The sequence below is a fragment of the Pseudomonadota bacterium genome (assembly GCA_011049115.1).
In the GTDB taxonomy this organism is placed as follows: Bacteria; Desulfobacterota; Anaeroferrophillalia; order Anaeroferrophillales; family Tharpellaceae; genus DSCM01.
Genome location: DSCM01000132.1, coordinates 1 through 20801 on the forward strand (window position 1 = coordinate 1; position 20801 = coordinate 20801).

Here is a 20801-nt window from a genome sequence, read left to right on the forward strand (position 1 = left end):
GACGATGCCGATCAGGGACTGGAGGGCGGCCCTGAACCAATTCTCAATCATATTTGAAGGCCGGTTACCGGTTTACTGACAACTCAAACCCGGACCGTTTACACAAAATGCTTTACATGCCCTTGCTTACATTGAAATCATTTTGATATAAAGTCCTTTTTATATCAAAGCTTATTAATTGTAAATTCAGGATTATGTCATGATCCCCAACATTATCCGCCAGGCCTCTGCCTTTACTCTGTCTCGTCCCATTGAAACCTACGCACGTTTCCTGCTCGCTGAAATTGATATCAAAGAGCCTCTTATCGGGCTTAAGGGGGCCAGAGGGTCCGGCAAAACGACCCTGATGCGACAATACGCACGTCGGTCGGGGTTGCCGGCGGAAAAGATCCTGTATGTTTCCTGTGATCACCCGGCCATGGCCGGGGTCAATCTGTATGATCTGGCGCAAGGTTTTTTTCAGGAAGGCGGCAAACTTCTCCTGTTGGATGAGATCCATAAACTAAGAGGGTTTGCCGGCCATCTGAAAGCGATTCGAGATACTTTTGCCCTGCAAGTTTTTTTTTCAGGTTCTTCAGCTATTCGCTTAGACCACGAATCAGCCGACCTTTCTCGCCGGGTCGCCATGTACCGGTTGCCCGCTCTCTCTTTCCGGGAGTTTCTGGAGATTGAGACGGCCTCCACCTTCGCCGTTGTTACATTGGCAGACCTGGTTAAAAATCACTTGGCGTTCTCAATGGAAATTGCGGCCAGGATTCGTCCGATAGAGTATTTTTTGCAATATATTAAATATGGCGCCTATCCCTTCTATCTTGAGTCGATCGAAAATTACCCGGCGAAACTGCTTGAGATGATAAATCTGACCATAGAATCAGATCTGCCCGCCCTCTTCAATATCGAAGCAAGCAAGCTGGATAAGTTGAAAAAACTTCTCTACATGCTGTGTTCAACCCCGCCGGTGGAGCTGAACAAGACGAAATTAAGTACGGCAATCGGGACTTCGTGGCCCACGGTTTCAAAATATTTATCCCTGATGGCCAAAGCTTCTCTGCTGCACCAGATTCGAGGGGCCATAGGAATGAGAACCGTCAATAAACCGGATAAGCTGTTACTTCATAACCCGAATCTCTTTCAGGTTCTATGCGCCGACCCCGATATCGGCAGTCTGCGAGAAAGTTTTTTTGTCTCGCAGTTGAGTTATAAACATCAAACCCACTACCATGACCGGGCGGATTTCATGGTTGACGATACTTTGGTTTTTGAGGTTGGAGGTTCCGGTAAAACCGGAAGACAGATAAAAGGTCTGGATTCCGCCTATATTGTGCGGGATGACATGGAGGTCGGAGCCCCCAAAGAGATCCCATTATGGAGTTTTGGTTTTTTGTATTAATTTGGAAGGCGAAATTGGGGACACCTAATTTTTAGTCAAGAGCTTCAAGCATGCTTAAAAATTCCATCGGGGAGAACGCTGGAATTCCGGCTTTTTTAAATCCCTTGATGTCTCTTGTTATTATGTATTCGACCCCGGCATGAAGAGCGGATTCATGTATGACTGCGTCTTCGAAATCACTGAATTTTGCTGCCAGGGCGCTTTCTAGTACTGATCGGTTCACCGGCGCTATTTCAAAGAGGGACAGGATGGTGTTGATGTGTTTCTCTGTGCGGTTTTTGTCCAGTTGTTTTGACAGGATGTAATAGATTGTTGTTACGGTGGTGGCGCAGATATAACCATTTATTTCAGAGCGCTCTACTGACGCTATAAGGTATGATGCGGGATCCGAAAATGGTTTTCTGTCGAGAAGAAGGTCGAGAATTGTATTTGTATCAAAGAGCGCTTTCATAGATATTTTTTTTCAAGATAATCTTTGTAGTCGGTTGCAGAAAATTTCGATTTATCGAGGATACCTCTTAACGATTTTACCGCCGGACTGACCGTGTAGTCTTTCTTTAGTTTCTCATTCTTGATGATTTCAAAAAAATCAGAGACTATTTTAGAAACCGATTTTTCTGTTTTTGCAGAATATTCTTTCACGGATTCTATGAGATGGTCATCGAGGCGTAATGTAAGTTTTGTGTTCATTCTGATACTCTTTTATGAGTGACGGGTTGTTTTGACTGTATGATACGTCATGCCAGGGTTTTTGTCAAATCGGAAAACTGGGTCCAAGCCGAAATCGGGGACATTCACTTGCGCTGAGGAACCCGGCGATCAGCAACGGGTGATCGATGTGATTCGCGGTTTGTGGAAAAGAGGTTGATTTGTCTGTCGTTATTCGATGTTTATTTCTGTTTTCCTTTTATCTCCTGGCTCTGCGTTCGCTGGTGGTCGGGTTTTTTTTCGTTCCTTTCTCTCAGGCCCTGGCGGCCGCGCTGATAACGCTGGCCTTTTCGCTGGCGACCCGTCGTAATCCCCTTCTGACCTTGTCGGTTTTTTTCGCGCTGCTTCCTCTGCTGCAAGGATTGAAAATGCTGGGGATTATGCCGGCGCTGTCTTTGTTGGAGTTAAGCTTTGCCGGTATCTATCTGGCCTGGTTGCCGGGGGTTGGTTTTGGCTTTGCCCGCGTCGAAGAGCGGCCCGTTGCTTCAGAGCTGGAGCGCTTGGTTGACTGGCTGGGCCTGATGGTGGTCTTGTCGCTGCTGACGACCCTGCTGCAATACCCGCCGGCGGAAGCCTGGCGGGCCCTGAGCCACCGGGTTTCCGCCGGTCAGTTGGATCGTTTCTGGGATATTGAGGGAGCCGCGATTTTTTTGCAGGGGCTCGCTTTTTTTCGTATCTATCTGCACGAAAGTAAAGGCCGGGAGCAGGTTTCACGAAAATATTTTCAGGCGGCGTTCGTCCTGCATCTTTCCACTATTTTCATCTTCGTCCTGATTCAGGGCTTCTTCTCCCTGCCGACGACCAGGAACCTGATCAGCCATCAGGCCCTGCATAGCCCGTTCGAGGATCTTCATTCCGCCGGCAGCGTGCTGGGGTTGTATCTGTTCGCGCTCGCCGGAACTCTGCGCTCCCTGCAAAAGAAAAGGGTAACCTTGGTTGCCGTCTTGGTGGTCATCCCCTGCTTCTGTCGTCTCAGCAATTTTGTTTCTGGATGATGATGTCCCAGGCGGTGCGTTGCCTGCCTTCCTTGCCGGCCGAGGAAGATGTGGAAACCGGTTTCGCGCGTCGGCGTGAAATTATCCTGAGTCTGATTTTGCTGCTTATCATGTCGGTCGGCGGTTTGCAGCGCTGGCGTGACTTCAGGGCGGCGACCGAGTATGGCGCCTACGCTTTCGAGAAATGGGACGGCGAGGCGGTGCGCTGGGTCGGCCGTTATTTTTCCACCAAAATACCGGCGACCGGGGATTTCTTAGGTATTCCGATCTATGTAAATCCTGCCAATATCGATCCGGAAAAGGGGCTGGAATTCCGCTTGTCGGTCGATGGCGTGGAGATTGACCGGCGTTGTTTTTTTCATCCCGGCTGGCAGCCGCTGACCTATCATCTGCCGGGAATCGAGGGTCGGGAAATCGTGATTAAAACCAGGGTGGCCAGGACTTTCAATCCGCTTGCTCTGGGACAAGGCAACGATGCCAGGGATTTGGGGGTTGCCATGAAGACAATCACGTTTTCATCGTCGCCCCCTTCGCATCCGGAACCTTGGGTTTTTTCCGGTGGTGGATTCCGGCGAGTAAGGAGCGCGCTTTCCGGATAGCGAAACCCTATTTCCCGCTCCAGATCACCAGGAAGGTTTTACCCAGAATCCTGCAGTCCAGCCAGAGCGACCAGCGGTCGATGTAGTCGGTGTCCAGCGCCACGATCTGGTCGAAATCGGTGATTTGGTTGCGGCCTGAAACCTGCCAGAGGCCGGTGATGCCGGGCTTCATGGAGAGGCGGCGATGGTGGCGAAGATCGTATTTTTCGACTTCGTCCGGGGTTGGCGGGCGCGTGCCGACCAGACTCATGTCGCCGGTCAGGACATTCCAGAATTGCGGCAGTTCGTCCAGACTGGTTTTCCTTAAGCAGCGGCCGACCCGGGTGATGCGGGGGTCGTTGGTGAGCTTGAAGACGGCGCCGTTCAGTTCGTTTTGCGCCATCAGTTCCTGTTGCAGGGCTTCGGCGCCCTGATACATGGTGCGATATTTATAAAGCTGGAAAAGCCTGCCGTTCTGACCCGCCCGGGTCTGGACGAAAAAAATCGGTCCCGGTGAATCGAGTTTGATGGCCGCGGCAATCAGGGGAAACAGCGCCAGGTTGATCAGCATGCCGACCACGGCTCCGCCTAAATCGAGGGCTCTTTTGAGCAGCAACTGATCCGGGTCCAGGGTGACCGGGTGCAGCACCACCATGGGCAGCTCCGCCAGCCGGGCGAATTCGCATTTACTGATGCGGTTCTCGTTGATATTGAGGATTATCTTGCAGGTTTTGCCGGCGGCTTCGGCCAGTTCCAGATAGGGGTCGATGGCGGGGCTCTGCGGTTTGCGGGGCAGGGCGAAATAGATTTCGTCGACGATGTTTTCAATCATGGCCTTGGCGAAGAGCAGCGGCTGGGTACTGTGATTGAGGTCGATGACGCCGGCGATTTTCAGGCCGTAGGGGTTGCCGGGATGAAAAATCGTTTGCAGCTGTTTCAGCTTTTCTCCGCTGCCGATTAACAGCGCCGAACGATAATTGGCGCCTTTGGCGCGAAGCCGATCGAGAATGATTTTGAGGGCAAGTTTGAGCGTGCCGAGGATGAGCAGGGAAAGGCCGGTAAAATAGAGCAGTAATAGGCGGCTGTAGTGCGTCGCGTGACTTAAGAACAGGATCGCCGCGGCCAGGGCCAGGACCACGCCGAAGGCGGCGGCCAGGCGCCGGCTGATTTGGGTGAGCGTCAGATAGCGAAGTTTGTGATACAGCCCGGCGCGGTAAAGGTTGAAAAGCAGCACCGGAATGAAAACGATGGTGATCCAGCCGTAGTCATTCCAGTCTTCTGACCCGGGAGGGCGCTGAAAGCGCAGGTAGAAGGCTCCCCAGAAGGTTGCGGCCAGCAATAGCAGATCTATGAGAATCGCCGTGCGGCGGACGATGGTTGAATGTTCCTTCAGCATGCCGGAGATAACCATATTCACGACAAACTGTCAAGCCGGCTTTGGCCCGTCGTTTTGCCGGTGGGCTGTATTTACTTGACAAGAGAACGATTACCCCGTACAAAAGTTGCTGCTTTTGTCACTCTTCAGCCATGCGTTTATAAACTCATATTTAACCGGGAACGTCAGGATCTTGCGATGACGACCTGATTTCCGTCAAGAAATCGGTATGCTGTTCCCTGAAGATCGGGATGGGCTGGGATCTTCGAAAGACATGACCTGGTTTCCGTCAGGAAATCGGGAGCGTGTTCCCCGAAGATCATGGAGAGCTTGAATAGTTTGAGTTTTTAACTTCATATTCTGGGATTTTGAGGCGGGCGCGGACGTATGATGACTTACCGGGAAGAGCTGCTTAAACTTTTACATCGTCTTTCCTATGAAGAACGGGAGGTAACCCTGACTTCCGGAAGAAAAAGTAACTTTTACATAGACGGCAAACAGACCAGCTGTCACGCCCGGGGCGCCTTTCTGGTCGGACAGCTTTTTTATGAGAGGATCAGAGCCGCCGGCGTCCCGGTCAAGGGGGTCGGCGGTTTGACCATGGGGGCCGACCCGATTGTCGCGGCGATCAGCGTGATCAGCGCCCTGAAGAATGATCCCCTGCATGCTTTTCTGATTCGCAAGGAACCCAAGGGGCACGGCAAACAACTCTGGTTGGAAGGGGACAAGAACCTGGCGGCGGGAGATCCGGTGGCGATCGTCGAGGATGTCGTGACCAGCGGCGGTTCCCTGCTCAAGGCGGTGGAGCGGGCCCGGGCGCATAATCTGAACGTGGTCATGACCCTGACGATGGTTGATCGACTTGAAGGCGGGGCGGAACTGCTCGCCCAGGCTGGTCTCAAACTGGAATCGCTGTTTACTCTTGACGATCTGCGCGGCGCCGGAAAGTAATCACGGCCGGGCGGTAATCGCGGACAGGGCTGCTTATGATCCGGAATCGGGTAGTGATCGTGGATGATGAAAGGGCGGTTCGTGACCTTCTGGAGCGCATCGTCCTGCGCGAAAATCTGGTTCCCGACAGTTACGGCGACGGCCGGGAGGCTTTTGAGGCCCTGCGCGCCCGGCACGATGATGTCCTGCTCGTGATCACCGATATCAAGATGCCCCGTCTTGACGGTCTGGAATTCATGCGCCTGGCGAGTCAGGACTTTCCCGACACCCCTTTTATCGTGACCTCGGGCCACGGCACCAAAAAAGAGATCCTTCAGGCTCTGAAGCAGGGGGCCATGGATTTTTTTGAAAAACCTTTCGGGATCAGGGAGCTCAGTTCATCGATCGGCAAGGTGCGCTTGCTGGCCGACGCGGGGCGAAAGGCGGAACAGCTGTATGGCTACCTGGTTAGAAAGACCCTGCTTTTTGAAATTACCAATGATATCGATCTGGTTCAGCCCCTGATTCGGGTTCTGATCGACGAAGCCAAACTCGCCTGCCGGATTCCCCGCAATCAGCTGCCCGGGATTCGCATGGGTTTGCATGAGTTGATTGTCAATGCCATTGAGCATGGCAATCTTGAGCTTGAATCCGAGCTTAAGCAGAGGGCGGATTACCTGGTTTTTCTGAAACAGCGGGCCGGGGAGCCGCGTTTCAGCGGGCGTCGGGTGACCATTGAGGTCGGCATCGACGCCGAAAGTTTTGCCTGCGTGATCAGAGACCAGGGGCCGGGTTTTGACTGGCGTTGCCTGCCGGATCCCAGGAATCCGGAAAATCTGTTCAAACCGCACGGTCGCGGCATTATTCTGGCGGGCAATTTTTTTGACGAATTCAATTATAACGAAGCCGGTAATCAGGTGACGGTGCAGAAATCTTTCCCCCTTTAAGGATCTGGAAAATGACCGAAAACTATAAATATGTCGTTCTGCTGGGTGACGGCATGGCGGATGAGCCCCTGGCCGAGCTGGATGGGCGCACGCCGTTGCAGGCCGCGTCTACGCCTAATTTTGATCGTCTGGCTGAAGTTTCCGAACTGGGGACCGCCGTGACCGTGCCGGAAGGTTTTCCAGCAGGCAGCGATGTCGCCAATCTTTCGGTTTTCGGCTATGCTCCGGCCGACTATTATACCGGCCGGGCCCCGCTGGAGGCCGCCAGCATGGGGCTGGAACTGGGTCCCGACGATGTCGTTTTTCGCTGTAATCTGGTCAATATCCTGCATTATCAGGCCCGCGGTTTTATGCACGATTTTTCCGCCGGGCATATCAGCACGGCTGATGCCCACGAGATTATCGCGGCCCTTAATCGCGAACTCAAGACCCCGCAGATTGAATTTTTCCCCGGAGTCAGCTATCGGCATCTGTTGCTGATCCGCAACTGTCCGCCTGAGCTTGCCCGGGTCAGCCTGGCGCCGCCGCATGATATCATCGGTCAGGAGGTGGTTGATCATCTGCCCGCCGATTATGGTTCGCTGCTGCTCAACCTGATGACCTCGTCGCAGATGATTATTCATGGCCTGCCCAAATTCCGGGAAAGGCTGGATCGGGGCGAGGAAACCGCCAATTCAATCTGGCTCTGGGGGCAGGGAAAACGGCCCCGGCTCGATTCCTTCAAGGAGCTTTACGGGGTTTCGGGAGCGGTGATTTCGGCGGTCGATCTGATCAAGGGTATCGGACTGCTGGCCGGCATGGAGGTCATCGAGGTGCCGGGAGCGACCGGTTATCTTGATACCAATTACGAAAACAAGGCGGCTTTCGCCCTGCGGGCTCTGGCCGGGCATGATTTTGTCTACCTGCATGTCGAATCCCCCGACGAATCCTCGCATGAGGGCAGCCTGGAGAAGAAATTACAGGCGATCGGCGATCTTGACCAGCGCCTGCTGGGGCCCCTGCTCGAAGGTCTGGCCCGAAAATTTCCAGGCCATCGGATTCTGGTCCTGCCCGATCATCCGACTCCGATTCGTCTCAAAACCCATACCGCCGCGCCGGTCCCGTTCATGCTTTACGACAGTCTCCGGCCGGTCGCCGGCAGTGAAGCCGGCTATAATGAAATAACCGCGGCCGCGGCCGCCAACCATTTTGCCGAAGGCTGGCGTCTGCAGAAGCATTTTATCGGCAAAGCAGTGTCTTGTAACGAAAAACTTTAAAAAAAATTAAGGAATTGCGCTTGAAACCCAAGTATATTTTTGTCACCGGCGGGGTTATCTCCTCGCTGGGTAAAGGTCTGGCCGCCGCCTCTCTGGGGGCTCTGCTGGAAGCCCGCAACCTGACGGTCGGAATGCAGAAACTTGATCCCTATCTCAATGTCGATCCCGGAACCATGAGTCCCTTTCAGCACGGCGAGGTTTTTGTCACCGACGACGGCGCGGAAACCGATCTTGACCTGGGCCACTACGAACGTTTTACCCGGACCCGGTTGACCCGGCACAGCAACTATACCTCCGGCAAGATTTATGACCAGGTGATTTCCAAGGAACGCCGGGGAGACTATCTCGGCGGCACGGTGCAGGTGATTCCGCACATCACCAACGAAATCAAGAACTGCATTCGGCAATGGGCCGACAATATCGATGTCGCCATCGTCGAGATCGGCGGCACCGTCGGCGATATCGAGAGCCAACCTTTTCTCGAGGCCATTCGCCAGTTTCGCTACGATGTCGGGCCCCGCAATGTTCTGTATATTCATCTGACCCTGGTGCCTTATATCAAGACCGCGGGCGAGCTCAAGACCAAGCCGACCCAGCACAGCGTCAGGGAACTGCGCCAGATCGGGATTCAGCCCGATATCATTCTCTGTCGGGCCGATCGCGAGCTCTCGGCCGAGATCAAGGCGAAAATCTCGCTTTTCTGCAATACCAGCGCCGATGCCGTCTTTACGGCGCGCGATGTCGACAGCATTTATGAATGTCCGATGGCCCTGCATGAAGAGGGCGTGGATGACAAGGTTGTTGCCTTGCTTAATATCTGGACCGGGGCCCCGCGGCTTGAATCCTGGCGCGAGATCGTGCGTAAGATCAAGGCCCCGGCGGCCGGGTCGGTGACGATCGGGGTGGTGGGTAAGTATATTGCCTTGACCGAATCCTATAAAAGCCTGAACGAGGCCCTGGCCCATGGCGGCATCGCCAACGATGTCAAGGTCGAGCTTGATTATGTTGATGCCGAGGAGCTGGTTGGTCTCAGTGACGAGGCTCTGGCGCGGCGTTTTGCCGGGGTTGATGGTTTTCTGATTCCCGGGGGGTTCGGTACGCGGGGGGTTGAAGGTAAAATCGCGGCCGCCGGCTTTGCCCGGCGCCGCAGGGTGCCGTTGTTCGGCATCTGTCTCGGCATGCAGTTGATGGCGGTTGAGTTCGCCCGCAGCGTGGCCGGGCTTGGCGATGCCAACAGCGCCGAATTCAATCCCGCGACCCAGGCTCCGGTTTTCGACCTGCTCAAGGAATGGCGCAGCGCCGACGGCAGCCAAGTCTTTACACAGAATGAAAACAGCGACAAAGGCGGCACCATGCGTCTGGGGGCTCATCCCTGCCGACTGCAGGAAGGCTCTTTCGCCTGGCAGGCCTACCAGCGTCAGGCCGAAATCTCCGAACGCCATCGTCATCGCTATGAGTTCAACAACGCCTACCGGGCCGTTCTTGAAGAAGGAGGGCTGAAGGTGACCGGCGTCCATGTGCATCATGATCTGGTTGAAATTATCGAATTGCAGGACCATCCCTGGTATCTCGGCTGCCAGTTTCATCCTGAATTTACCTCCAAGCCGATGTGTCCGCATCCTTTGTTTGTCGCCTTTATCAAGGCCGCGGTTGAAAATCGAGGCCGCGAATGACGGCGGTGGAGATTAATTCGCAGATCACGATCGGCGGTCCCGGCGCCGGCCTGGTGCTGCTTGCCGGTCCCTGTGTCCTGGAAAGCCGGGACGGAGCCTTCGGCATCGCTGAGACCACGTCCGCGATCTGCGAACGCTTGGGGTTGCCTTATATTTTCAAAGCTTCTTTTGATAAAGCCAACCGCAGCAGCGTTAATTCGTATCGCGGGCCCGGACTGGATCGAGGCCTGGAAATTCTGGCCGCAGTCAAGGAGCGTTTCGGCCTGCCGCTGACCACCGATGTCCATGCCGTTGAACAGGTCGGGCCGGTGGCCGCGGTGGTCGATATTATTCAGATTCCCGCTTTTCTTTGCCGTCAGACCGATTTGCTGGTCGCGGCCGGGGCCAGCGGTCGGGTGGTCAATATCAAGAAGGGTCAGTTCATGGCTCCGGGCGACATGCGCCAGGCAGTGGACAAGGTCGCGAGTACCGGTAACCGGCGCATTCTGCTGACCGAGCGCGGCTCCACCTTCGGCTACAACAATCTGGTGGTTGATTTTCGTTCGCTGCCGCTGCTGGCGGCTTGCGGTTGCCCGGTGGTTTTCGACGCCACCCATTCAGTGCAACTGCCGGCGGCGCAGGGTCTGGTTTCCGGCGGCGACCGGGCCATGATTCCGGTTCTCGCCGCCGCCGCAGTGGCCGCCGGGGCCGACGCTCTGTTTATGGAGGTTCATCCTGATCCCGATCGAGCCCTTTGCGACGGCGCCAACTCGTTGCCGCTGCATGAACTAGAAGCCCTGCTGGCCCGTCTCCTGGCCATCCGGCGGGCGACCGGCGCATAATTTCGTCTAAACAGATGGGGAACATAAAACGACCAATGCTTGAATCCGCGCAAATCATCGCCGAGGGGCGGCGGGCGGTGGCAGTGGAGGCCGCGGCTCTGCACGAGCTTGAACTCCGGCTTGACGAAAACTTTGTTCTGGCGGTAGGCCGGCTCGCCGCCTGTCAGGGCAAGGTCGTGGTCACCGGCATCGGCAAGTCGGGGATTATCTGCCGTAAGATTGCCGCCACCCTGGCCAGCACCGGCACGCCGGCGCTGTTTCTGCACCCGACCGAAGGCCTGCACGGTGATCTCGGAGTCCTGGGGAAAAACGATCTGGTGCTGGCCATTTCCTACAGCGGCAGCACCGAGGAACTTTTGAAAATCATTCCGGCCTTGAAACGGCAGGGCTTGCCGTTGTTGGCCATGACCGGTAATCCGGCCAGTGAACTGGCCCAGAACAGCGATCTGGTGCTGGATATCTCGATCAACCGCGAAGCCTGTCCGCTGGGTCTGGCTCCGACCGCGAGCACCACGGTGACCCTGGCTCTCGGCGACGCCCTGGCCGTGGCTCTGCTGGCGGTCAAAGGTTTCAGCGCCGATGATTTCGCCCTGCGTCATCCCGGCGGCGCGCTGGGGCGCCGTTTGCTGCTGCGAGTGTCCGATATCATGCATCAGGGTGAACGTATTCCTCTGGTCGGCGATCAGGTGACGGTCAAGGAAGCGCTTTTCGAAATGACCGGCAAGGGGTTGGGCGTGACCGGTATCGGTGACGCGCGCGGGTTCCTGCTCGGGGTGGTCACCGATGGCGATCTGCGCCGTCTGCTGACCCGGTATCTCAACCCGCTGACGCTGCCGGTCAGCCAGGTGATGACCCGCGGGCCCAAGACGATTGTTGCCGGCGAACTGGCGGTCACGGCCCTGAAAAAGATGGAAGAGCTGAAAATCACCTCGTTGTTTGTCGTGGCCGAAGAAGTTGAAACCGGGCTTAAACCGGTTGGTATTCTCCATTTGCACGACCTGCTTCGCGCCGGTGTGGTTTAGTCGAAGCTTGTCGTCCCGGCACGATTTTCCCGCCCCGTAATTATCAATCAACCGTGGTTTATGAGTTGAAACAAAACAATGGATAGTAAACTCAAGGAAAAGATTCTTCCTCTCAAGGCCCTGATCATGGATGTGGACGGGGTGCTGACCGATGGCCGGATTATTATCGACAGTAATGGTGCTGAGAGCAAGCAGTTCGATGTGCGAGACGGCCACGGCCTGAAAATGCTCAAGCGCAGCGGCGTTACTCCGGCCCTGTTGACCGGACGGAGCTCTCCGGTGGTCAGTCGTCGGGCGGCGGAGCTTGGGATTGAAATTGTTTTTCAACGCTGCTATGACAAACTGCTGGCTTATCGGCAGCTTAAAAAGCGGCTTCGTCTGAAGGATCACGAAATCGCTTATGTCGGTGATGACGTGGTCGATATTCCGGTTCTGACTCGGGTCGGTCTCGCGGCTACGGTGGCGGATGCCGACCCTGAGCTGTTCCCGCTGGTGGCCTGGCGTTCAAGCCGGCCCGGAGGTCGCGGCGCGGTGCGTGAACTCTGCTGTCTGATCATGCGGGTTCAGGGGACCTGGGAACCGGCGTTGGCCGCGTATCTGAAAAAATAGTCGGACATGGTTTCTTGAAAAAAAAAATCCTGATCATGTTGTTGGCGCTCTTGCTTCTGGTGGCGGTCGGGGCCTATTTGGGGTTCAGACTGGCGCGAGATTCCGGCCGCTTGCCCGAGCTGTTGCCCGAGCTGGCCCGACACCTGGAATTCGAACTGGAAAATGTTCGTTACGCTCACAGCCGGGCGGGGTTGAAAAAGTGGGAGCTGAGCGCGGCCCGGGCCCGGCGGCTCAAGGGCGCGGAAGAAATTCGTCTGGAAGAGATCAAGGCCCGACTCTTTGCCGAGGGCAAACTGGAGAGTGATACCGGGATTGAAGCCGAGCGGGGGTTTTATGTTGTGGCCAGCGGGGATATGGAACTTGAGGGGCGGATTCGGGTTGTCAGCCAGCAGTTTCAGATCACGACCGAACGTCTGTGTTATCGCGAGGCGGAGGAGGAAATTCAAGCTCCCGGAAAGATTTTTGTCGAGAGCGAAAAACTCGATATCAGCGCCGATAGCGCGGTGATCGATCTGCCGGGGCAAAAGTTGCGGATGCAGGGGCGGGTGCAGGCTCATCTTCGTCCGGGCGCCGCCGCGCCGGTGCCCGCCGACCCGCCGCTGGTGGCGCCCGCGTCTGAACTGACCACCACTCCGGGGACCGACGGCGGCATGGTTTCCGGCACCCGGGAAAAACGAAAACGTCGCTCCCGGGTCGATATCGAAAAGGCGCAAAAACCGTAATGATCGCGATGCCGCCTTGGGGTTGCGGGGCTGATTCCCGCATCAGACTTAAAGAGAGTTGATGATGAAAAATATGCTTTGGCGAGTTATCTTTTTTCTGGGCTTGACAGGTTTTGGCGGTGCCTGGGCCGGAGCGGCGGAGCCGATCGCGCCCAACGCTCTTTTCCTCAGCAAGAACAAGGCGCCGATTGATATCGTGGCTGATCAGCTGGATTTCGACCAGAAAAAGAAAGAGGCGCTGTTTTCCGGCAAGGTTGTCGCCCGCCAGGCGGAGACCGAGCTGCACGCGGAAAAACTGAAGCTTGTCTTTGCCGGTGAGGAACAGCGTCTGGAGGAGGTTATTGCCACCGGTGCGAAGGTGGTGATTCGACTGGAGGGGAAAAAGGCGCTCTGTCGGCGAATGCATTATTTTGCCGGTGAACGCAAAATTATCCTGTCCGGCGAACCCACCCTCGATGACGGTCGCAATGTGATCGCGGGAGAGGAAATTCTTTTTTTTCTTGATGAAGAGCGCAGTGTGGTCAAAAGCGGAGCGCAGCAACGGGTCAAGACAACGATTTTCCCAGGCCAGCGCGGGCTTTTGGGGGAGCCATGAATCAGAGCCGTCTGGTAGCGCGCGAACTGACAAAGAGTTATCAGGGTCGCTTGGTGGTGGACCGGGTTTCTCTGGAACTTGAATCGGGCCGGATTGTGGGGCTGCTGGGTCCGAACGGAGCCGGCAAGACCACGACTTTTTACATGGTAGTCGGGCTTGTCAAGCCCGACTACGGCGCTCTGCTGCTCGATGATCATGATCTTATCGGCATGACCCTGCCCCTCCGGGCCCGGCGGGGTATCAGTTATCTGCCCCAGGAGGCCTCGGTTTTCCGCAAGTTGACGGTCGCCGATAACCTGCTGGCCATTATTCAGACTTTGGGATTAAGTCCGAAGGTCGAACGTCAGCGCCTGGAACTGATGCTGCAGCGTTTCGGCCTGGAAAAGATTCGTCACAATCGGGCTTACACGGTTTCCGGGGGAGAACGCCGCCGGGTCGAAATTGCCCGGGCCCTGGTGCTGGAGCCTAAATTTATTCTTCTCGATGAACCTTTTGCCGGCATCGACCCGCTGGCCGTCAATGATATTCAGCGGATCATCGCCGAGCTTAAAGGCCAGGGCATCGGGGTGCTGATTTCCGATCATAATGTTCGTGAAACGCTTAAAATCTGTGACCACGCCTACATCATGGATCAGGGTGGCATTCTCGAAGAGGGTGATCCGCAAACCGTGATCGCCAGCCCCCGAGCCCGCAAGATTTATCTCGGTGATGATTTCCGCCTTTAAGTCCGGGACCTTGTTTTAGATTGTCTTCGCGCTCTATTTTCCCCTTGTATTTCCTCTCTCTCTTTACTATACTTCAAGGTACGATAATTGCTCATAAACGTTCCTTTTCAAGCTCGCGCGGTGGACCTTTTCTTTTTCTATGCCAATTTCTCTTAGCCAGAATATTCGCCTGACCCAGACGCATCAGTTGGCCCTGACCCCCCAGTTGCAACAGGCGATTAAACTCCTGCAATTGAACCAGGTGGAACTTCTGGAAATGGTCGGTCAGGAGATGGTCACCAATCCCGTTCTCGAGGAGCTGGGAGAACGGGGCCCGGAGGCTTTCGAGCAGGCGGAACAGCGTCAACACGAACAGGACGAACGTTTTTTGAGGGAAAGTCTTGATTCGGAAAGCCGGCCGGAAATGAAAGAAGCCCTGAAGGAAGCCGACTGGCAGCCGTATTTCGAGCAGCGCGGCATCGGCAGCAGCGGTCGGTCCGGTTTTGAAGGAGAGGAGCGGCCGGCCTGGGACTACAACCTGACTAAACCGGATACCTTGGTTGACTATCTTCTCTGGCAGTTGCAGTTGACCCCGGATTTCGATGTTCTGGATCAGCAGATCGGCGAGGACATCATCTACAGCCTTGATGACGACGGTTATCTGGAAACCACGGTTGCCGAGCTGGCGGCCCGGCTTTCCTGCTCCGAAGCCCGGGTCGAAAAGGTTTTGCGCCGAATTCAACAGTTTGATCCGGTTGGGGTCGCGGCGCGTTCGCTTGAGGAGTGTCTGCTTTGTCAGATGGAACATCTGGGCCTCGACACGGATTTGAATCGGCGGATTGTCGAGGATTATCTGGTCCAGCTGAAAACCAAGAATTATCGTAAAATTGCCCGTCACCTGCAGATTGATGAGGAGAAGGTGCTGGCGGCCGTGCGTTTGATTCTGACCCTTGATCCCAAGCCCGGAGCTCGTTATCAGTTGGGTCTCAGTCCGGTGGTGGTGCCCGAGGTCTTTGTCTATAAAAGGGATGGTCAGTTCGTGGTTTCCCTGAACGATGAACGTCTGCCCCGGCTTGCGGTCAACAGTTACTACCAGGAGGTCGCGGGGCGGCGCAACGAAGCCAATGCCATAACCCGCAACTACCTGACCGAAAAGATCAGGGCCGCGCAGTGGCTTATTAAAAGCATTGAACAACGGCAGAAAACCATATATAAAGTTATGGTCAGCATTGTTAAGTTTCAGTATGATTTCTTTGTTCGCGGGGCCCACCACCTTAAACCCCTGGTGTTGCGCGATGTGGCCGACGACATCGAGATGCATGAGTCGACGGTCAGCCGGGTGACGCAAGGCAAGTATGTGCAGACCCCGCACGGGGTTTTTGAGCTCAAATATTTTTTCAACAGCAGCATCAATCAGGGAGGCGGTGATATCGCCTCGGCCAGCGTCAAGCAGAAAATCGTCGAGTACATCAATCACGAGGATGCCGGCGCGCCTCTTAGCGATGATACCATCGTCAAATTGCTGGACAAGGAAAATAATATTCAGATCGCCCGGCGTACGGTGGCCAAATATCGAGGCCAGCTGGGGATTCTGGCCTCGAGTCAGCGCAAGAAAATTCTTTGATTTCAAGAAAGGTTCGGTTGTCATCGGGACATGGTGGGGCTGGAGTCAATGGGGGCCGGTTTCTTTTAACGAACACGGGAATTACGCCGGCCGATCGAATGTAATTGTCAACCAGGGTGGTTTGTCGGGGCTAAGCCCGGCGTCGACGGAAATTGTCGGGCGGGCCGCGAGCGCTTACTAATCGGAAGGGGGATGAATATGCAGGTAAACGTTGTCTTTCGTCACATGGATCAATCGGATTCGATCAGAGAATATGCTGAAGAAAAACTCTCTAAAATCAAAAAATATCTCGATGGTCCGCTGGATGTCAACGTTGTTCTTTCTGTCGAAAAGATTCGTCAGATCGTCGAAGTGACTTTTAACATCAATGGTTTTGTTGTCAAGGGCAAGGAAGAAGCCGATGATATGTATGCCGCGATTGATCTGGTGGCCAGTAAGATCAGCCGCCAGGTGCAACGTTATAAAAGTCGCCTGCGCCAGAAGAAAGGCTCTCCCACGCTTGACGAAAGCATGCAGACCAGTGTCGCCGTTGATGTTCTGAGTGTCGACCATGATATTGAGGATTCGACGCCGGTGATTATTAAGAAGAGCAATCTCGTGGTTAAGCCGATGACTGCTGATGAGGCCATCATGCAGCTGAATCTGATGAATCATAACTTTCACGTTTTCCGTGATGAATCGACGGATCGGATCAATGTCGTTTATCGGCGTGAAGACGGGCACTTCGGGTTGATTGAGCCCCAATAGAAAGATGAAAATAACCGATTATTTGACTCCGGCCCTGGTGGTCTCCGACCTTGAAGCCTCCGACAAGGACGAGGTCCTGAGAGCCCTCGCGACCGCCGTGGCCGGAGTCTTTCCGGAGTTGCCGGTGGCCAGGGTGCTGGCTGTGCTCAAGGAGCGTGAGTCCTTGGGGAGTACCGGGATTGGAAGTGGGATCGCGATTCCTCATGGCAAACTGGGCGAACTGGAGAAGATTGTTGTCCTCTTTGCCCGTAGTCGCAGAGGTATCCGCTTTGCTGCGGTTGATGGCGAACCGGTCCATCTTTTTTTCATGCTGCTGGCTCCGGAGGACTCAGCCGGCGGCCATTTGCGGACCCTGGCCCGAATTTCGCGCTTGCTGAGAGACCGGGATTTCTGCGCACAACTTCTGCGGGCTGATGATGCTCCGACGTTGTTTGCCCTGATTCGTGAAGCCGATGAACGTGGTTGAGCCTGCCGCCGAGTCTCATTTCACGGTGGCCGATCTGCTCAGTGAAGAGGCCTCGGTGCTGGGTCTGAGTCTGTTGACTCAGGATGTTTCTCTGGCCCGGGCGATCACTAATTACCGGATTCAGAAACATGGCCTGGCTTTTGCCGGTTTTACCCGTTATTTTGAGCCGGAACGGGTTCAATTGGTGGGCGCTGCGGAGGTGGCCTATCTCGAAACCTTAAGCGATGATGAACGTTCCGCGGTCCTTCTTCGCCTCTGTGAGTTACACCCGGTTTGTCTGATCGTTACCCGGTCCTGTCCTCCGCCTTGTGATCTTCTGGAGAAATGCCGCCGCTTCGGTATTCCCCTGCTTCAGACCTCGCTTTCGGCCGCCGTTTTTTTTGACGCGATTAATCGATATCTTGAAAACTTGATCAATGCGCAAACCACTCTCCACGGGGTCCTGCTCGATATCTACAGTACGGGGGTGCTGCTGATCGGTAAAAGCGGCATCGGCAAGAGCGAGGTCGCGCTTGACCTGCTACAGCGGGGCCATCGCCTGGTTGCCGATGATGTGGTGATCGTGCGTTTCCGACCTCCCGGCAGCGTCGTGGGAGAAGCCAATGCTATCCTTAAATTCCATATGGAAATCAGGGGACTCGGGATTATTAATATCGAGGATATTTTCGGGATTACGGCCGTACGTGAACATCAGCAAGTGGATCTCGTGATTGAGCTTGTCGCCTGGGATGATTATGACGGCGGAAAACGCCTGAATCTTGATTCCGAAAGCATGCCGATTCTCGGGGTCAATATTCCGAAAGCAACGATCCCGGTCAGCCCTGGCCGTAATCTGGTGACCATCGTTGAAGTCGCGGCCCATACCTTTCGTTTGCGCCGGCAGGGCAAAGAGACCGGTCAGGCCCTGCTCAACGACCTGGCCCGCCACTTGAAGGTGGAAGACTGATGCCCCCAACCCAGAACCACGACCTCGGGAAGCCGGCTTCGCTGGTGATCGTCACCGGACTTTCTGGGGCCGGCAAAAGCAGCGCCCTGAATGTCCTTGAAGACATCGGTTATTTTTGCATCGATAATCTGCCGGTCGCTTTCCTGCCCAAATTTCTTGAACTTTCCGGTAACTTTTCACCAACGATCAAAGGTATCGCCCTGGTCATGGATCTGCGCGAAAAGCATTTCCTGAAAGTTTTTCCCGGGCTTTACCGCAGGATCAGAAAAGCGGGAATCGAGCCGGAGTTGATCTTTCTTGAAGCCGATGATCAGACCCTGATCAAACGCTACAGTGAAACCCGCCGCAAACATCCGGTGGCGGTACCGGGTTCGGTGGCGACGGCAGTGGTTCGGGAACGGGAGCTGTTGCAGGAAATTCGCTCCCTGGCTACCTGTCGGGTGGATACCAGTAAGTTCACCATCCATCAGTTTAAAGACTATATTCGCAAAGTCGTCAGCCGCGGGGAGCTGCAGACCTCCGACCTCAATATCTCGCTGCTTTCCTTTGGCTTTCGCAACGGTCTGCCTCTGGAGGCCGATATCGTCATGGATGTGCGTTTTCTTCCCAATCCCTATTTTATTGACGAGCTCAAAAAGCAAAGCGGTCTTGAGTCCAAGGTCAGTGAGTTTGTTCTCGGTCACGCGGTCAGTCGGGCTTTTACCGAAAATTTCCTGAATTTATTGAAAATGCTGATTCCTGAATACGTCAGGGAAGGCAAAAGTTATTTGACGGTGGCGATTGGTTGCACCGGGGGCTGCCATCGTTCGGTTGCCATCGTTGAAGAAATTGGTCGCTGTCTGCGCGAAGCCGGCCACGAAATCGCCCTCCTGCATCGGGATCTGAAGACCTGACCTACGCCTATGAATAGTATCACTGCCATCATTGTCACCCATCATACCCTGGCCGAACATCTGATCGCGACGGCTGCGTTCATCGCCGGTCCGAACGAAAACCTGATCGGTATCAGTATCTCGCAAAATGACGATATCGAGGCCGTGCGCCGGCGCTTGCAGGACATGATCAAAAAGTATCGCAAGGCCGGGCGCAAGGTTTTGATTCTGACCGATATGTTCGGAGGAACGCCGTCAAATATCTGTCTCGCCCTTTATGAACCTGGCGAGGTCGAGATCGTCTCCGGGGTCAACCTTCCGATCCTTCTGAAGCTGTCCAGCGATATCAAGGGTGAAGGCAAGGGCATCAGGGAAATCGCCGCGGAAATCACGGAGTATGGTCGAAAGAATATTTTTACCGCGGCCGAGTTTCTCGATCTATGAGAACCGTTCTCTATCGGGTGGATGACCGCCTGATCCATGGTCAGATTGTCGCGGCCTGGGTTCCCTATACCCGGGCAACCCGGATTGTGGTTGCCGATAACCAGCTTCCGGCTAATTTGTTGCAGTCCCGGATTATCCGCCTTGCGGCCCCGCCTAAGTTACGGGTCGAGATTTTGTCGGTGCGTCAAGCCGCCTCGCTGATCGGTCAGCAGCGTTCCGGACCAGGTTTGCAGACTATTATGCTTTTTGCCGGATTGGAAGCCGTGGTTCAGGCTCTGGACGAGGGACTTTTTCTGACCGAGTTAAACCTGGGCAACCTTCGGCAGGCTCCCGGCAAACTGCAGATCGCCGAATCAATTTCCCTGAGCCGGGCTGAGATCGGTTGTCTGCAGAAACTGGAAAAAGAGGGACTTAAGATTACGATTCAGCCGGTGCCGAGTTCCCCTGAAGTCGATGTTTTCGCGCTCTTGCGGCGCAAGGGCTTGTAAAGTTTGCAGGAAATGGGCGTTTCCCTTTTTATCTGGTCTGTCATCAAGGTTGCGTTGCTGGGTTCCCTGGCGGCCCTGGACCGGACTGCGGCTTTGCAGCTGATGTTGTCGCGTCCGCTGGTTGCCGCTCTCTGGGCCGGCTGGCTGGCCGGTAACTGGGAAATCGGACTTTTGCTCGGGGCTTGTCTGGAGCTTTATTTCCTGCCTGAGATTCCGGTCGGAACCAATATCCCGACCGATGACACACTTCTGGCGATTGCCGCCGGCGGCGCCGCCGCAACCATCAGCCAGACCCCGGCCGGGGCCGGGCTGAATCCCGGCAGCCTGGTGTTTCTCGCGCTGTTGACGGTGTTGCCCTGGGCGCCGTTAACCCGCTGTCTGGATGGCTGGGTGCGGTCCGGAAACAGCGGTCTGATTGATGAAGTCGAGACGCGCCTGCTGGCCGGTGAGAAGGCGTCGGCCCTCAACTTCCATCTTCATGGAATGTTTAATTTTTATGGGGCCGCCGTGGTCGCGGTGGGGAGCATGATGGCTCTGGCGCTGCTGTTGCTGCCGGTTTTGGTCTGGTTGTTGCCGGTCTGGCTGTATCCTTGGTCCGATCGTCTGCTGTTGATTTTTCCCCTGGCAGGAGCGGCCGGTTTACTGGGTAATATGAATCGTAAGACGCAGTTGACGGTGTTTGCCGGGACCGTCGTGCTGCTGCTTTTCTTTGTTGTCTGAGGCAAAATGGAAGGTAACTCATCAGCCGGCCCGGAAAGTCTGGGGACGCAGTCCCGAATCCCTGCAGAGAGCAGGTCAGGTTTCCGATGTTCTTGATGTTCGCGCCAGACCGGCTGAAATCAACGACGCTGAATGGTTACGATTACAGATTGGTTTCGAGCGGGTCCGG

General features: G+C 55.2%; 24 protein-coding genes. 21 read left to right on the top strand and 3 right to left on the bottom strand.

The window, feature by feature from the left end:
• Positions 1-199: 199 nt before the first annotated feature.
• A complete protein-coding gene (locus ENN66_11280) occupies positions 200-1390 on the top strand; it encodes an AAA family ATPase (protein HDS17165.1) in 1191 nt (396 codons plus the stop codon).
• A gap of 31 nt (positions 1391-1421) precedes the next feature.
• Here ENN66_11280 and ENN66_11285 read toward each other — a convergent pair whose 3' ends face one another.
• Positions 1422-1841, bottom strand: a complete 420-nt coding sequence (locus tag ENN66_11285) for a PIN domain-containing protein (GenBank protein ID HDS17166.1) — start codon at positions 1839-1841, stop codon at positions 1422-1424.
• On the bottom strand, positions 1838-2080 hold the full coding sequence (locus ENN66_11290) for an antitoxin (GenBank protein HDS17167.1): 243 nt from the start codon (positions 2078-2080) through the stop codon (positions 1838-1840). Before ENN66_11290 ends, ENN66_11285 begins: the two co-directional genes overlap by 4 nt.
• 179 nt (positions 2081-2259) lie before the next feature.
• Between ENN66_11290 and ENN66_11295 the strand changes: the two genes are divergently transcribed.
• Positions 2260-3093 carry a hypothetical protein gene (locus ENN66_11295; protein HDS17168.1) on the top strand — a complete coding sequence of 278 codons (834 nt, stop codon included), beginning with the start codon at positions 2260-2262 and terminating at the stop codon, positions 3091-3093.
• A complete protein-coding gene (locus ENN66_11300; GenBank protein HDS17169.1) occupies positions 3090-3692 on the top strand; it encodes a hypothetical protein in 603 nt (200 codons plus the stop codon). The genes ENN66_11295 and ENN66_11300 overlap by 4 nt, the downstream gene beginning before the upstream one ends.
• Before the next feature lie 7 nt (positions 3693-3699).
• On the opposite strand, the gene ENN66_11305 is transcribed toward ENN66_11300, so the two are convergent.
• Positions 3700-5088, bottom strand: a complete 1389-nt coding sequence (locus ENN66_11305; protein HDS17170.1) for a sugar transferase — start codon at positions 5086-5088, stop codon at positions 3700-3702.
• Between the two features lie 348 nt (positions 5089-5436).
• On the opposite strand from ENN66_11305, the gene pyrE reads away from it, so the two are divergent.
• From pyrE to ENN66_11395, 18 genes are all read left to right on the top strand, one after another.
• Positions 5437-5997: an orotate phosphoribosyltransferase gene (gene pyrE, locus ENN66_11310; protein HDS17171.1), complete on the top strand. Its 561-nt coding sequence runs from the start codon at positions 5437-5439 to the stop codon at positions 5995-5997.
• A 35-nt stretch (positions 5998-6032) separates the two neighbouring features.
• The gene (locus ENN66_11315; GenBank protein ID HDS17172.1) at positions 6033-6923 is read left to right on the top strand and encodes a response regulator; all 891 of its coding nucleotides are present in this window, start codon (positions 6033-6035) and stop codon (positions 6921-6923) included.
• A gap of 11 nt (positions 6924-6934) precedes the next feature.
• Complete coding sequence (locus tag ENN66_11320) at positions 6935-8179, top strand: cofactor-independent phosphoglycerate mutase (protein HDS17173.1); 1245 nt, start codon at positions 6935-6937, stop codon at positions 8177-8179.
• Positions 8180-8199: 20 nt separating this feature from the next.
• On the top strand, positions 8200-9852 hold the full coding sequence (locus tag ENN66_11325; protein ID HDS17174.1) for a CTP synthase: 1653 nt from the start codon (positions 8200-8202) through the stop codon (positions 9850-9852).
• Entirely contained in the window at positions 9849-10673 is an 825-nt protein-coding gene (locus ENN66_11330) for a 3-deoxy-8-phosphooctulonate synthase (protein ID HDS17175.1), read from the top strand. The genes ENN66_11325 and ENN66_11330 overlap by 4 nt, the downstream gene beginning before the upstream one ends.
• 35 nt (positions 10674-10708) lie before the next feature.
• A complete protein-coding gene (locus ENN66_11335) occupies positions 10709-11695 on the top strand; it encodes a KpsF/GutQ family sugar-phosphate isomerase (GenBank protein ID HDS17176.1) in 987 nt (328 codons plus the stop codon).
• Between the two features lie 78 nt (positions 11696-11773).
• Positions 11774-12304 carry an HAD-IIIA family hydrolase gene (locus ENN66_11340; GenBank protein HDS17177.1) on the top strand — a complete coding sequence of 177 codons (531 nt, stop codon included), beginning with the start codon at positions 11774-11776 and terminating at the stop codon, positions 12302-12304.
• Positions 12305-12318: 14 nt separating this feature from the next.
• Entirely contained in the window at positions 12319-13026 is a 708-nt protein-coding gene (lptC, locus tag ENN66_11345) for an LPS export ABC transporter periplasmic protein LptC (GenBank protein ID HDS17178.1), read from the top strand.
• Between the two features lie 61 nt (positions 13027-13087).
• A complete protein-coding gene (lptA, locus tag ENN66_11350; GenBank protein HDS17179.1) occupies positions 13088-13621 on the top strand; it encodes a lipopolysaccharide transport periplasmic protein LptA in 534 nt (177 codons plus the stop codon).
• Positions 13618-14346 carry an LPS export ABC transporter ATP-binding protein gene (lptB, locus tag ENN66_11355; GenBank protein ID HDS17180.1) on the top strand — a complete coding sequence of 243 codons (729 nt, stop codon included), beginning with the start codon at positions 13618-13620 and terminating at the stop codon, positions 14344-14346. Before lptA ends, lptB begins: the two co-directional genes overlap by 4 nt.
• Before the next feature lie 139 nt (positions 14347-14485).
• On the top strand, positions 14486-15949 hold the full coding sequence (rpoN, locus tag ENN66_11360; protein HDS17181.1) for an RNA polymerase sigma-54 factor: 1464 nt from the start codon (positions 14486-14488) through the stop codon (positions 15947-15949).
• Between the two features lie 192 nt (positions 15950-16141).
• On the top strand, positions 16142-16696 hold the full coding sequence (gene raiA, locus ENN66_11365; protein ID HDS17182.1) for a ribosome-associated translation inhibitor RaiA: 555 nt from the start codon (positions 16142-16144) through the stop codon (positions 16694-16696).
• A 4-nt stretch (positions 16697-16700) separates the two neighbouring features.
• Positions 16701-17162 carry a PTS sugar transporter subunit IIA gene (locus tag ENN66_11370; protein ID HDS17183.1) on the top strand — a complete coding sequence of 154 codons (462 nt, stop codon included), beginning with the start codon at positions 16701-16703 and terminating at the stop codon, positions 17160-17162.
• Positions 17149-18108 (top strand): HPr(Ser) kinase/phosphatase, encoded by a 960-nt coding sequence (gene hprK / locus ENN66_11375; protein ID HDS17184.1) that lies wholly within the window; start codon positions 17149-17151, stop codon positions 18106-18108. Before ENN66_11370 ends, hprK begins: the two co-directional genes overlap by 14 nt.
• Positions 18108-19001 (top strand): RNase adapter RapZ, encoded by an 894-nt coding sequence (rapZ, locus tag ENN66_11380; GenBank protein HDS17185.1) that lies wholly within the window; start codon positions 18108-18110, stop codon positions 18999-19001. The genes hprK and rapZ overlap by 1 nt, the downstream gene beginning before the upstream one ends.
• A 9-nt stretch (positions 19002-19010) precedes the next feature.
• Positions 19011-19424, top strand: a complete 414-nt coding sequence (locus tag ENN66_11385; GenBank protein ID HDS17186.1) for a PTS fructose transporter subunit IIA — start codon at positions 19011-19013, stop codon at positions 19422-19424.
• Positions 19421-19912 carry a PTS mannose/fructose/sorbose transporter subunit IIB gene (locus ENN66_11390; GenBank protein ID HDS17187.1) on the top strand — a complete coding sequence of 164 codons (492 nt, stop codon included), beginning with the start codon at positions 19421-19423 and terminating at the stop codon, positions 19910-19912. The genes ENN66_11385 and ENN66_11390 overlap by 4 nt, the downstream gene beginning before the upstream one ends.
• 12 nt (positions 19913-19924) lie before the next feature.
• Entirely contained in the window at positions 19925-20632 is a 708-nt protein-coding gene (locus tag ENN66_11395) for a hypothetical protein (GenBank protein HDS17188.1), read from the top strand.
• Positions 20633-20801 lie beyond the last annotated feature (169 nt).

What these genes read in the sequence shown, in the direction of transcription:
- ENN66_11280 (HDS17165.1), top strand. Translation starts at nt 200, where the DNA reads ATGATCCCCAACATTATCCGCCAGGCCTCTGCCTTTACTCTGTCTCGT.
- ENN66_11285 (HDS17166.1), bottom strand. Translation starts at nt 1,841, where the DNA reads ATGAAAGCGCTCTTTGATACAAATACAATTCTCGACCTTCTTCTCGAC.
- ENN66_11290 (HDS17167.1), bottom strand. Translation starts at nt 2,080, where the DNA reads ATGAACACAAAACTTACATTACGCCTCGATGACCATCTCATAGAATCC.
- ENN66_11300 (HDS17169.1), top strand. Translation starts at nt 3,090, where the DNA reads ATGATGATGTCCCAGGCGGTGCGTTGCCTGCCTTCCTTGCCGGCCGAG.
- pyrE (HDS17171.1), top strand. Translation starts at nt 5,437, where the DNA reads ATGACTTACCGGGAAGAGCTGCTTAAACTTTTACATCGTCTTTCCTAT.
- ENN66_11315 (HDS17172.1), top strand. Translation starts at nt 6,033, where the DNA reads ATGATCCGGAATCGGGTAGTGATCGTGGATGATGAAAGGGCGGTTCGT.
- ENN66_11320 (HDS17173.1), top strand. Translation starts at nt 6,935, where the DNA reads ATGACCGAAAACTATAAATATGTCGTTCTGCTGGGTGACGGCATGGCG.
- ENN66_11330 (HDS17175.1), top strand. Translation starts at nt 9,849, where the DNA reads ATGACGGCGGTGGAGATTAATTCGCAGATCACGATCGGCGGTCCCGGC.
- ENN66_11335 (HDS17176.1), top strand. Translation starts at nt 10,709, where the DNA reads ATGCTTGAATCCGCGCAAATCATCGCCGAGGGGCGGCGGGCGGTGGCA.
- ENN66_11340 (HDS17177.1), top strand. Translation starts at nt 11,774, where the DNA reads ATGGATAGTAAACTCAAGGAAAAGATTCTTCCTCTCAAGGCCCTGATC.
- lptA (HDS17179.1), top strand. Translation starts at nt 13,088, where the DNA reads ATGATGAAAAATATGCTTTGGCGAGTTATCTTTTTTCTGGGCTTGACA.
- lptB (HDS17180.1), top strand. Translation starts at nt 13,618, where the DNA reads ATGAATCAGAGCCGTCTGGTAGCGCGCGAACTGACAAAGAGTTATCAG.
- rpoN (HDS17181.1), top strand. Translation starts at nt 14,486, where the DNA reads ATGCCAATTTCTCTTAGCCAGAATATTCGCCTGACCCAGACGCATCAG.
- raiA (HDS17182.1), top strand. Translation starts at nt 16,142, where the DNA reads ATGAATATGCAGGTAAACGTTGTCTTTCGTCACATGGATCAATCGGAT.
- ENN66_11370 (HDS17183.1), top strand. Translation starts at nt 16,701, where the DNA reads ATGAAAATAACCGATTATTTGACTCCGGCCCTGGTGGTCTCCGACCTT.
- hprK (HDS17184.1), top strand. Translation starts at nt 17,149, where the DNA reads ATGAACGTGGTTGAGCCTGCCGCCGAGTCTCATTTCACGGTGGCCGAT.
- rapZ (HDS17185.1), top strand. Translation starts at nt 18,108, where the DNA reads ATGCCCCCAACCCAGAACCACGACCTCGGGAAGCCGGCTTCGCTGGTG.
- ENN66_11385 (HDS17186.1), top strand. Translation starts at nt 19,011, where the DNA reads ATGAATAGTATCACTGCCATCATTGTCACCCATCATACCCTGGCCGAA.
- ENN66_11390 (HDS17187.1), top strand. Translation starts at nt 19,421, where the DNA reads ATGAGAACCGTTCTCTATCGGGTGGATGACCGCCTGATCCATGGTCAG.
- ENN66_11395 (HDS17188.1), top strand. Translation starts at nt 19,925, where the DNA reads ATGGGCGTTTCCCTTTTTATCTGGTCTGTCATCAAGGTTGCGTTGCTG.